Below are 11784 nucleotides of genomic sequence, written 5' to 3'. Positions count from 1 at the left end.
GAGTCCGAAGTACGGAGCGGTGACGTGAGCGAAGAGTCCCACGACGGACGACGCAGTGGCGGACGCGGCCAGGCGGCCGGCCGAACCCGGCGACTTCAGGGACTGGTGCTGCTGGGCACCGTGCTGGTCCTGCTCCTCCTCCAGGGTGCGGGACAGGCGTCGGCCCACTCCGCCCTCCGCTCCAGCGATCCCGCCGACGGATCCGTCGTCAAAACCGCTCCCCGCGCCCTGACCCTGACCTTCACCGAGTCCGTCGGCCTGCTCGACGACTCCTTCCGCGTGCTGAGCCCCGACAACGAACGTGTGAAGACGGGCCCGGCCCGGCACGCCGAGGGCCGCGGGGACACGGCGCGGGTCACCCTGCCGGAACAACTCGGCGAGGGCACCTTCACCGTGGCCTGGCGCGTCGTCTCGGCGGACAGCCACCCGGTCTCCGGCGCCTTCACCTTCTCCGTCGGCCAACCGTCCCCGACCACGGCCGCCCTGCCCGCGACCGCCATCGAGGACCCCGCCACCGGCGCCCTCTACAAGATCGGCCGCTACGCGGCGTACGGCGGCGCGGCCCTGCTCATCGGCACGGCGGTCTTCGTCATCGTCTGCCGCCCACCGGACCCCCGCCCCCTGCGCAGGGCTCTCCTGGCCGGCTGGTGTCTCCTCACCGCCTCGACGCTCCTGCTGCTCCTCCTGCGCGCCCCCTACGAGACGGGCGTGTCCCCGGCCGAGGCGCTGGACCCCTCCGGCCTCAGCCGCACCCTCACCAGCCGCCCCGGCCTCGCCCTGCTGGCCCGGCTGGCCCTCCTGGCCGCGGCCGCCGTCCTCCTCCGGCGCGAGCGCGACCGCGAACGGCCCTCCCGCGCGACCCTCGTGACCGGCGCGGCCCTCGCCGTCGGCCTCGCCCTGACCTGGGCCGCCGCCGAACACGCGTCGGCCGGCATCCAGGTCCCGGCCGCGATGACCTCCTCGGTGGTGCACCTCCTGGCGATGGCGGCCTGGCTGGGCGGCCTCCCGGCAGTCCTCGTCCTGCTGCGCCACGACGCCCTGCCGCCGACCGTGATCGCCCGCTTCTCCCGCCTGGCCACCGTCTCCGTGGCCGCCCTCGCCCTCACCGGCGTCTACCAGTCCTGGCGCGGCCTCGGCACCCTCGACACCCTCACCACCACGACCTACGGCCGCACCCTCCTCGCCAAGCTGGCGGCGGTGCTCTTCCTGCTGTTGGCGGGCGCGTTCTCCCGTCAGTTCACGGCAGCCCTGCTGAGGGCCCACGCGGCCACGACGACGAACCCGGACGAGAACACGGAGACGGACGGGACGACGAAGACGGAGAGGCGCCAGGAGACGGAGAGGCTTCAGGAGACGGAGAGGCTGGAGACGGAGAGGCTCCAGGAGACGGAGAGGCTCCAAGAGATGGAGAAGGCCCGAGAGACGGGAAAAGAGGCGGTCCAGGCGGCGAACAGGACGGTGGCGGCCGCGGAAGCGACACGGCGGACGGCGGCGGTGGCCTCGCGCGTCCCCCAGCCGGTGGGCGCCCCCGCGCCCCCGGACACGACGACCCCCGACGAGCCCGCCACGCCTGCGGACGCGGACACGGGAGCGCTGGGCGACGGCCCTGGCGGGCCCGGCGAAGACCGTCTCCGGCCGCACGGCGGGGGCGAGGCCGCGCCCCCCTCCGGCCCCGCCGCCCCGGACACACCGGCGGCCCCCGGCACCCCCCGGCAGCCGCCCCTGCCCCCGGCCGAGGACGCGCACCGCCGGGCGCTGCGCCGTTCCGTCCTGGCGGAGGTCGTCGTCTCCGTCGTGGTGCTGATGCTCACGACCGTGCTGACGGGCACCCTGCCCGGCCGGGCCGAGGCCGAGGCGGCGACCACCGAGCAGTCCGCCGGCATCCCCGCCGCCTCGGTGACGTATATCCCCTTCGACGCCGGCAGCCCCGAGTTCCCCGGCGCCCGCGGCCGGGTGCAGATCACCCTCGACCCGGGCCGCGTCGGCGACAACCCCGTCCAGGCGGTCGTCTACGGCTTCGACGGCGGGTTCATCAGCATCCCCGAACTGCGGCTGTCCTTCAGCCTCCCCAGCCAGGACATCGGCCCCCTCGAAGCCGAGCTCACCGACCGGGGCGGCTACTGGGCCGGCAACGTGAACCTGCCCCTCCCCGGCACCTGGGAGATGAAGGCGACGGTGCGGGTCACGGAGATCGACCAGGTGAGCGAGCGGGCCGAGATACGCGTCGAGCGCTGAGCGGGAGGGGAGAGCGTCCGGCCGCCCTGACAGGTGCGGTGCTCCCCGTCGCTCCCCGCCCGATGCGGCACACCCTGGTCGCCCCGGACTACTCGCTGACGTGGACGTCTGCCTCAGGGCCCGGGATCAGGGCGTCCAAGGCCTGGTCCAGGACCGTGAGCAGGTGCTCATGGTCCTGTGGGGTGTACAGCATGCGCAATGCAAGGCCGTCGGACAGTGCGATCACCGAATCGGCGACGGTCGCCGATTCGGCTTTGTGCCCGGCCGACTCCAGCCAGGCGGCCAGTGCCTGACGGATGTCCTCGTCGACCTGCCGCCGGATCTCGGCAAGGCGGGGGTGGTGTGCCGCGTGGATGGCGAAGGCGAGTTGCGCGGTGGCCTCGGCGCGTCGTTCGGCGTCCACTGGGAGCGTGGTCAGGATCAGTTCGCGCAGCGCTTGGCGCAGCGGCAGTGTCGTGTTCACGTCGGCCATCCGGCGCTCGATGCGCTCACCGGCCAGCTCGGCGGCGAAGGTGAGCATCTCGTCCTTGGTGCGGAAGTACTTCTGAACGGCGCCGGGGGAGCGGCCGGTGGCGGCGGCCACGGTACGCACGCTGACCTCGTCAAGGCCGCGTTCGGAGACCAGCTGGAGCAGGGCCGCACCGATCTGTCGGCGCTGCTTCTCCCTGTCAACCGTCTTGGGCATCGGTCACGCTCCATCTTTAAGATACAGTCGTATTCTAAAGCGTCATCGGACCAGGTGCTGTGTGGTGCCGAAAGGGGACAGGGGTGGACGACCGGCGTGAGCATTCTGTGCCTGCCGTGAGGGTCTCGGACCGGGACCGCGACGAAGTGCTCGATGTACTGGCAGCGGCACTGGCTGAGGGGCGACTTGATCCGCACGAGCATGAGGCCCGTTCGAGACGCGCACTGCGCGCACGCACGGCTGATGAGCTTGCCCTGCTGGTAGCCGACTTACCCACACCGACCCCCACCCGAGCGGAGCAGGACCGCAAAGACCTCAGGGATTGGCTGGCCGAATGGCGCTACTGGCTCGGCGGTGCGTTGATCATGTCGGCGATCTGGGGCGCGCGTTGTGCAGAGAAGGGAGAGCTGACGTACTACTGGCCGGTCACGCCGCTGGGGGTGTGGGCAGCCGTGCTGATCGCCATCGCTGTCTGGCCGCGCGAACCAGACGACACCGATGAATGAGGCGATGGCCGCGCTGTCCCTGACAGGTCGGCGTATCGGCTTCGGGGTGGCGCTGCTTCGGCGCGAGTGAGACGGAGTACGCCGAAGGGCCCCACCGCGAACGGTGGGGCCCTTCGACATCGTGCCCGGTGAGGCACTGGCGGAGGATACGAGATTCGAACTCGTGAGGGGTTGCCCCCAACACGCTTTCCAAGCGTGCGCCCTAGGCCTCTAGGCGAATCCTCCGCCAGGAACATTACATGACCGAGAGGAGTGCTCGCGAACTCGTTCCCGGCCGCCGGCATCGGGTACTGTTTGGGCAGCCCCTCACGCGGCGCTATCTGACTGAACTCCCCCAGGGCCGGAAGGCAGCAAGGGTAGGTCGGCTCTGGCGGGTGCGTGGGGGGCGCTTGCGTGTCGGGGCGGGGCCGCGGGGGCGGACTCGGGCGGGTCCGGTTGTCAGTGGGCGCCTATAACCTCGTATGCGTGTCGTCTCTCGCGCTGTACCGCCGCTATCGCCCGGAGTCGTTCGCCGAGGTCATTGGGCAGGAGCATGTCACCGACCCGCTGCAGCAGGCGCTGCGGAACAACCGGGTCAACCACGCGTACCTGTTCAGCGGTCCGCGCGGATGTGGCAAGACGACCAGCGCGCGCATCCTGGCCCGTTGCCTGAACTGCGAGAAGGGGCCCACGCCGACGCCGTGCGGCGAGTGCGAGTCGTGCCGTGACCTGGCGCGCAACGGGCCGGGTTCGATCGACGTCATCGAGATCGACGCCGCTTCGCACGGCGGTGTGGACGACGCCCGTGACCTGCGGGAGAAGGCCTTCTTCGGCCCCGCCCGCAGTCGCTACAAGATCTACATCATCGACGAGGCCCACATGGTCACGTCGGCCGGCTTCAACGCGCTGCTGAAGGTCGTCGAGGAGCCCCCGGAGCATCTGAAGTTCATCTTCGCCACCACCGAGCCCGAGAAGGTCATCGGGACCATCCGGTCGCGGACCCACCACTACCCGTTCCGGCTGGTGCCGCCGGGCACCCTGCGGGACTACCTCGGCGAGGTGTGCCAGAAGGAGGACATCCCCGTCGCGGAGGGCGTCCTGCCGCTGGTCGTGCGCGCCGGCGCCGGTTCGGTGCGTGACTCCATGTCCGTCATGGACCAGCTCCTCGCCGGAGCCACCGAGGCCGGTGTGACATACGCCATGGCCACCTCCCTCCTCGGCTACACGGACGGCTCGCTGCTCGACTCGGTGGTGGAGGCCTTCGCCACCGGGGACGGCGCGGCGGCCTTCGAGGTCGTGGACCGCGTCATCGAGGGCGGCAACGACCCGCGCCGCTTCGTCGCCGACCTGCTGGAGCGGCTGCGCGACCTCGTCATCCTCGCCGCGGTGCCCGACGCGGCCGAGAAGGGCCTCATCGACGCCCCCGCCGATGTCATCGAGCGGATGCAGGCGCAGGCCGGCGTCTTCGGCGCCGCCGAGCTCAGCCGCGCAGCCGACCTCGTCAACGAGGGCCTCACCGAGATGCGCGGCGCCACGTCGCCCCGCCTCCAGCTCGAGCTGATCTGCGCCCGCGTCCTGCTGCCCGCCGCCTACGGCGACGAGCGGTCCGTCATGGCCCGCCTCGACCGCATCGAGCGCGGTGTGAACTTCTCGGCGGGCGCCGCCGCGGCAGGGATGCCCGCCACGGGATACGTGCCCGGCCCCGAGGCGCACGGAGGGGCTCCCGTCGCACCGGCGGCGCAGGCGGTTCCGCCCGGTGGCGGCGCCGCTGCCGCCCGGGCCGCCGTGCGCGGCGGCGCCCCGGCTTCCGCCCCGAGCCCCGGCCCGGCTGCGGCCCCCGACCCGGCGGCCGCGCCACCGGCGCCTGCCCCTGCGCAACCCGCACCGCCCGCACCGCCCGCACCGCCGGCACCTCCCACCCAGGCGCCCACCCCGGCGCCCCCCGCGTCCGGCCCCGCAGCCGCGGAGGCCGCTCCGCCCGCCCCCGGCGCCTGGCCGACCCCCGCCGCCGCCGGCAGCGGGCGCCGTCCCGGCGGCTGGCCCACCGCGGCGCCCGCAGGCGGCGGCGCCCGCCCTCCGGCGGCCCCGGCGCCCGCCCCCCCGGCTCCCGCCCCGGCTCCCAGCGCCGCCCCGGCAGTCGCCTACGCTCCTCCCGCCGGCGGTATCGACCCGCGCACGCTCTGGCCCAACATCCTGGAAGCGGTCAAGAACCGTCGCCGTTTCACCTGGATCCTGCTCAGCCAGAACGCCCAGATCACCGGCTTCGACGGCACCACCCTCCAGCTCGGCTTCGTCAACGCCGGCGCCCGCGACAACTTCGCGAGCAGCGGCAGCGAGGACGTGCTGCGTCAGGCCCTGACCGAGCAGTTCAACGTGCATTGGAAGATCGACGCGGTCGTCGACCCGTCGGGCGGCGGCTCGGCCCCCGCACCGGCCGGCGGCTTCGGCGGCCCCCCGAGCCCGCCGTCCGGCGGCTACGGCAGCCCCCAGGGCGGCTACGGCGGCGGTACGGCACCCCGGCCCACGCCGTCGGCCGGCCCGGCCGGCCCCTCGGCCCCCACGCCCACCCGCACCACGCCCCCCTCGGCGTCCACGCACGCCGCCCCGGCGTCGAGCCCCGCCCCCCAGCCCCCCGCCCCGGAACCCGTCTCCCTCGAGGACGACATCCCCGAGGACGACGACCCCGACCTCAACGAGTCGGCCCTCTCCGGCCACGAACTGATCGTCCGGGAGCTGGGGGCGACGGTGGTGGAGGAGTTCCACAACGAGTAGCGGCGCTCCACGCTCCACAACAGGTCGAGGCGTGCCGAAACGCGCAGGAAGGGAGTCACAAGGCACGCGGGAAGGGGGCACGAAGCGCGTGGAAAGTGGCAGAACGAGTCGCCGACGGGTCGCCGACGGCCCGCCCCCGCCCACCCTCTTTTCATAGGAACGCACAACACCCGAACCTGCGAGCCTTCGGAAGCCCGCACAACCCCCGGCCCGCCCTCCCGTTAGGCTGGCCCCGTGAACGTCCTCGTCATCGGCAGCGGCGCCCGCGAACACGCCCTGTGCCGCTCCCTGTCCCTCGATCCCGCCGTCACCGCGCTGCACTGCGCGCCCGGCAACGCCGGCATCGGCGAGGTCGCCGAGCTGCACCAGGTCGACGCCCTCGACGGCAAGGCCGTCGCCGCGCTCGCCACCGAGCTGGGCGCCGAGCTCGTCGTCGTCGGACCGGAGGCGCCCCTGGTCGCCGGGGTCGCCGACGCCGTACGCGAGGCGGGCATCCCGGTGTTCGGCCCCTCCGGTGAGGCCGCGCGGCTCGAGGGCTCCAAGGCGTTCGCCAAGGACGTGATGGCCGCGGCCGGCGTCCCCACCGCCCGTTCCTACGTGTGCACGACGCCGGAGGAGGTCACCGAGGCCCTCGACGCGTTCGGCGCCCCCTACGTCGTCAAGGACGACGGTCTCGCCGCCGGCAAGGGCGTCGTCGTCACCGACGACCTCGCGGTCGCCGAGGCCCACGCGGCCGGCTGCGAGCGCGTCGTCATCGAGGAGTTCCTCGACGGCCCCGAGGTCTCCCTCTTCGCGGTGACCGACGGCGAGACGGTCGTCCCGCTCCAGCCCGCCCAGGACTTCAAGCGCGCGCTCGACGGCGACGAGGGCCCGAACACCGGCGGCATGGGCGCGTACTCCCCGCTGCCGTGGGCCGACCCGAAGCTGGTCGACGAGGTCGTGGCGACCGTCCTCCAGCCGACCGTCGACGAGATGCACCGTCGGGGCACCCCCTTCTCCGGTCTGCTCTACGCGGGCCTCGCGATCACCTCCCGCGGTGTCCGGGTCATCGAGTTCAACGCCCGCTTCGGCGACCCCGAGACCCAGGTCGTCCTGGCCCGTCTGAAGACCCCGCTCGCCGGGCTGCTGATGGCCGCCGCGACCGGCACGCTGGCCCATCTGGAGCCCCTGCGCTGGAGCGACGAGTCGGCCGTGACCGTGGTCGTCGCCTCGCGCGACTACCCCGCCACCCCGCGCACCGGCGACCCGATCACCGGCCTGGACGAGGTGGCCGCCGAGGACGCCCCGCACGCCTACGTCCTGCACGCCGGCACCCGGCGGGAGGGCGAGCACGTGGTCAGCGCGGGCGGCCGCGTCCTGTCCGTCACCGCCACCGGCACAGACCTCACCCAGGCCCGCGAGCGTGCCTACCGGGCGGTCGCACGCATCGGCCTGGACGGCTCCCAGCACCGCACCGACATCGCGGCGAAGGCGGCGGCAGACATGGCGTCGGAGGCGGCGGCGAAGGCCTGACTCCGGGCTCGCAAAGGCCTGACTCCGGGCTCTCACCAGGCATCTCCCAGGCCCCGGTGTCCGCAGGGAACCACCCCGCGGACCCGGGGCCTGATCCTTGCCCACCGTCATCCACCTTTCCCCAAAGCCATTCCATCGAGTGAGCGCTGCCCCATCCGGCTGACGGAGGCCGAACCGCCAACTAGGGTGCGGCGCAAGCTTTCCGGCACTTGGCCCATCGGCATTGCGATGTCAGGCGCGAGTGCCACAGTGGGGGAGTGGACAAGACAGGAGAGCCAGTACCGCGGGGGAGGGGGTGAGGTCCGGTCGTGACCGGTATCGGAGTGGAGGCGGGCGCACAGGCGGCGCGGGCCCGGGCGATGGCCGTGCTGCGCATCCGCGGCAGGGCGTTCGCCGTCGCGCTGCTGCCCGCGGCGGCCGCGGTGATCCTGCTCGCCGGTGACTCCACGGGGCATCTCGTCGGGGCCGGCTGGAACATCGCCCGCTGGGTGGTGTCCGCGTGCGCGCTGCTCGTGCTGCTCGCCGCCGGCCTCGTCGCCCTCGTCGTCGCCCGCGCCCGCCCGGCCGTCAGCCCGACGGTCGCCATCGCCGAGAGCTCGGCCCCCGACCTGTACCGGATGGTGCGCGACCTCGCCGACCGGCTCGAGGTGCCCGCGCCCTCCGCCATAGCGCTCACCCCGGACTGCGACAGCTGGCTGGAGGACCGTACCCATCCGGCCCACGGCCCGCCCCCGCCCCGGGAGCGCGACGAGATAGCAGGCGCGGGCCCCGCCCGGCACCTGCACCGCCGTACGGCGACGGCGCCCGTGCTCGTCATCGGCTCGCCGTTCCTGTGGTGGATGCGCGTGGGCGAGCTGCGGGCCGTCCTCGCCCCGGTGGTCGCCGGTACGGGACCCTCGGCGCACCCCGACATAGCGGCGGCCCGGCGTTTCGTACGGGGCCTGGACGCGGCGGTGGCCGTCTCCGCCGACCGCGGGCGCTGTCCCGGTGTCCGTCTGGTCTGCGCGGGCATCGGCTGGGTGGCGCGGCTGCTGCTGCGGAGCTGCCAGGTCCACGCGGCCGAGATGGAGCGCGGGGTGGCGGCGGCGGCGGCCGAGCGCGCACAGGCTGTGGACTACGGACTGCGGATCGTCGCCCAGGAGCAGGTGGGCCTCGCCTACGCGGGCTGGGACCGCCTCCTCACCCGGGTCGCGCTGCCCGCCTGGCGGATGGGCCGCTGGCCCTCGCGGCTGGACGCGGGCGTGGTCGCCGCCCTGACCGAGCTGTCCCGGCGTGACCGGCTGGCCGAGGGCTTCACCTCCCGCCTGGGCGAGCGTCCCGCCTGTGACCTGCTGGAAGAGCCCGGCGCCATCGACGAGGCCGCCTCCCTCCTCGCCGCCCGGCTGTTCCACGGCGGCCCCGCGAAGTCCGGCCCGGACTGGTCGCCGGTGGGCTGGCAGGAGTATCCGGACGAGGTCGTGGACCGGAAGTGGCGCGCCGACGCGGCCCGCCTGCACCGGGTCCTCGACGCGCTCGGCGTCCGCCGCGCGCCCGGCCCGCCCGCGACCCCGCCCGCCGAGGGCCCGACCCTGGCCCGGGTGCTCGACCATCTGACGGACGTGCCGGCACCGGCCCCGCCCGCCCCCTCGTCCGCCACCTCCCAGCCCGCCGCCCCGGAGGACGCCCTCCCGGCGGACGACCACCCCCGCACCAGCGCCCTCGCCGCCCGCCTCGGCGCCGAGCTGGCCCGCGAAGAGGCCGAGGCAGCACCCGCGTCCGATTCCCCGGCACCCGGACCGGCCGGCCCGGACACCCCCCTGTGGGACGACGGCGCCCTGCCGCTCTTCCCCCTCCAGCCCCCGCGCACCGACCGCGACCTCCTCGCCGACCACGTCACGGCGATGGTCTGCTGCGCCGCCATGGACACCGTCGGCGCCACCCCGGGCCTGGACTGGCTCGACGGCCCGACCCTCCTCGTCCACGGCGAACGGGTGGCCGACCTGAACCCCCGGGTCCTCAGCCTGGTCGAGGACGGCGACGCGACACCGCTGCGGGCCTGGCTGGTGGAGCTCGGCATACGACCGGAGAAGCCGGTACGCCTCGGCTGAGCCCCGAACGGCACGGCCGGGCACCCGCCCCACGGGGCGGCACCACGGGTCACCGAACGCACCCACCCCACGGGGGCGGCACCACAGGTCACCGAACGCGCCGGACGCGGGGCGGCCACCGAACGGCATCAGGGGGCACGGCACGGGCAGCGACGCACGGCACCGCGTCAGACGCACGGCACGGCATCAGACGCCACCTCCGGCCACGGCGCGCACACGTGGCACCCCCGCCCCCCACAGCCGTACCGCCACCCCACAGCCGTACCGCCACACCCGGCCGGAGCACTTCATTCCACTTTCTGCCAATCCGCAACGAATAGTGACAGTCTGCGTGCGTTATGTGATGTGCTGGGACCGAACGCGCCCATGGCATGGGCGAGGGACATAGGACAAGCACACGGACGACCAGCACGGGGGCCGAGGGAGGGGAGCACCATGGGACCGGGACCAGGGCCAGGACCGCAGCACGTCCGCCGATGGGAATCGGGAGCACTGGCGCACGCCGTGACGGACCCCTTCGGTCAGGGGCCGCTCCCCTGGCTGCGCGGCGGCGAGACCTACTTCGGCGACTCCGGCCAGATCGTCCCCTGGTACGTCGACCCGGCCGCTCCGGCCGCCGTGCCCAGGGGGACCACGCTCACCCAGGACGCCCCGAGGATCCCGGCCCCGCGCCCCGCCGTCGGCGGCCCCCGCTCCGCCGACGACGTGCGCCGCCAGATCAAGGGCTTCATCTCCACCGGTGCGGTCGCCCCCGGCGGTGCCGTCGACTTCCACATCACGGTCGACCCGCCGCAGGAGTTCAGCGTCGACATCTACCGCATCGGTCACTACGACGGAGACGGCGCCGCCAAGATCACCACCAGTCCGCGCCTGCCCGGCATCGTCCAGCCCCCGCCGCTGACCGCCGACCGCACGGTCTCCTGCCACCACTGGTGGCTCTCCTGGCGTCTCCAGGTCCCCTCGTACTGGAACGTCGGCGCGTACGTCGCCGTCCTCACCACCGTCGGCGGCTACCGCTCCCACATCCCCTTCACCGTCCGCGACAGCCGCCCCGCCGACCTGCTCCTGCTGCTCCCGGACATCACCTGGCAGGCGTACAACCTCTATCCGGAGGACGGCCGCACCGGTGCCAGCCTCTACCACGCCTGGGACGAGAACGGCCGGCTGCTCGGCGAGGCCGACGCCGCGACGACCGTGTCGTTCGACCGTCCGTACGCGGGCGCCGGCCTCCCGCTGCACGTCGGCCACGCCTACGACGTCATCCGGTGGGCCGAGCGCTACGGCTACGAACTCGCCTACGCCGACGCCCGCGACCTGCACACCGGTCAGATCGACCCCACCCGCTACCGCGGCCTGATCTTCCCCGGCCACGACGAGTACTGGTCGCAGGCCATGCGCCGCACCGTGGAACTCGCCCGCGACGGCGGCACCTCGCTCGTCTTCCTCGCCGCCAACTCCGTCTACTGGCAGGTGGAACTGGGCCCGTCGCCGTCCGGTGTCCCCGGCCGCCTCCTCACCTGCCGGAAACGCAAGGGGCCGGGCAAGCCCGCGCTGTGGCGGGAGATCGACCGCGCCGAGCAGCAGCTGATCGGCATCCAGTACGCGGGCCGCGTCCCCGAGCCGCACCCCCTGATCGTGCGGAACTCCGGGCACTGGCTGTGGGAGGCGACCGGCGCGCACGAGGGCGACGGCATCGAGGGCCTGGTCGCGGGTGAGGCCGACCGCTACTTCCCGCGCACCGCGCTCCCGCCCCACGAGGAGCGCACACTCCTCGCGCACTCCCCCTACGCCGACCCCGACGGCGTCCTGCGCCATCAGGAGACCTCCCTCTACCGGGCCCCCTCCGGCGCCTGGGTCTTCGCCTCCGGCACCTTCGCCTGGTCCCCTGCCCTGGACCGCCCCGGCCACGCCGATCCCCGCGTCCAGCGCGCCACGGCCAACCTCCTGGACCGCATCTGCAAGCGGGACTGACCCGCCCGCCGCTCGGCACCCGCACGCCACCACCAGC

Annotated in this window: 7 protein-coding genes, 1 tRNA gene and 1 other RNA gene; 7 read left to right on the top strand and 2 right to left on the bottom strand. The window is 73.9% G+C overall.

Translation table 11 applies throughout. The annotated features are described in order from the left end of the window. Positions 1-24 precede the first annotated feature (24 nt). Positions 25-2235 carry a copper resistance CopC/CopD family protein gene (locus ACZ4YY_RS08630; RefSeq protein WP_468285435.1) on the top strand — a complete coding sequence of 737 codons (2211 nt, stop codon included), beginning with the start codon at positions 25-27 and terminating at the stop codon, positions 2233-2235. Between the two features lie 88 nt (positions 2236-2323). On the opposite strand, the gene ACZ4YY_RS08625 is transcribed toward ACZ4YY_RS08630, so the two are convergent. Next, positions 2324-2920: a TetR/AcrR family transcriptional regulator gene (locus ACZ4YY_RS08625; protein WP_468285431.1), complete on the bottom strand. Its 597-nt coding sequence runs from the start codon at positions 2918-2920 to the stop codon at positions 2324-2326. An 83-nt stretch (positions 2921-3003) separates the two neighbouring features. Here ACZ4YY_RS08625 and ACZ4YY_RS08620 point away from each other — a divergent pair, with 83 nt between their 5' ends. Continuing rightward, positions 3004-3426: a DUF1707 SHOCT-like domain-containing protein gene (locus tag ACZ4YY_RS08620; protein WP_468285425.1), complete on the top strand. Its 423-nt coding sequence runs from the start codon at positions 3004-3006 to the stop codon at positions 3424-3426. Positions 3427-3563: 137 nt separating this feature from the next. On the opposite strand, the gene ACZ4YY_RS08615 is transcribed toward ACZ4YY_RS08620, so the two are convergent. After that, positions 3564-3651 (bottom strand) — tRNA-Ser (locus tag ACZ4YY_RS08615). Between the two features lie 72 nt (positions 3652-3723). On the opposite strand from ACZ4YY_RS08615, the gene ffs reads away from it, so the two are divergent. From ffs to ACZ4YY_RS08590, 5 genes are all read left to right on the top strand, one after another. Continuing rightward, an RNA gene (ffs, locus tag ACZ4YY_RS08610) (signal recognition particle sRNA small type) lies at positions 3724-3822 on the top strand. A gap of 69 nt (positions 3823-3891) precedes the next feature. After that, entirely contained in the window at positions 3892-6177 is a 2286-nt protein-coding gene (locus ACZ4YY_RS08605; RefSeq protein WP_468285422.1) for a DNA polymerase III subunit gamma and tau, read from the top strand. A gap of 234 nt (positions 6178-6411) precedes the next feature. Further along, the gene (gene purD / locus ACZ4YY_RS08600) at positions 6412-7689 is read left to right on the top strand and encodes a phosphoribosylamine--glycine ligase (protein WP_468285419.1); all 1278 of its coding nucleotides are present in this window, start codon (positions 6412-6414) and stop codon (positions 7687-7689) included. Positions 7690-8048: 359 nt separating this feature from the next. Then, positions 8049-9776 carry a M48 family metalloprotease gene (locus ACZ4YY_RS08595; RefSeq protein ID WP_468286539.1) on the top strand — a complete coding sequence of 576 codons (1728 nt, stop codon included), beginning with the start codon at positions 8049-8051 and terminating at the stop codon, positions 9774-9776. A 435-nt stretch (positions 9777-10211) separates the two neighbouring features. Beyond that, a complete protein-coding gene (locus ACZ4YY_RS08590) occupies positions 10212-11747 on the top strand; it encodes a N,N-dimethylformamidase beta subunit family domain-containing protein (RefSeq protein ID WP_468285414.1) in 1536 nt (511 codons plus the stop codon). Positions 11748-11784 lie beyond the last annotated feature (37 nt).

This window comes from Streptomyces sp. NPDC030143 (assembly GCF_055573695.1).
Note: the sequence above shows the minus strand (reverse complement) of the source record. Positions and strands in the feature narration are given on the sequence as shown.

Coding starts and splice junctions, on each gene's coding strand:
- ACZ4YY_RS08625 (WP_468285431.1), bottom strand. CDS start 2,920: ATGCCCAAGACGGTTGACAGGGAGAAGCAGCGCCGACAGATCGGTGCG.
- ACZ4YY_RS08595 (WP_468286539.1), top strand. CDS start 8,049: ATGGCCGTGCTGCGCATCCGCGGCAGGGCGTTCGCCGTCGCGCTGCTG.
- ACZ4YY_RS08590 (WP_468285414.1), top strand. CDS start 10,212: ATGGGACCGGGACCAGGGCCAGGACCGCAGCACGTCCGCCGATGGGAA.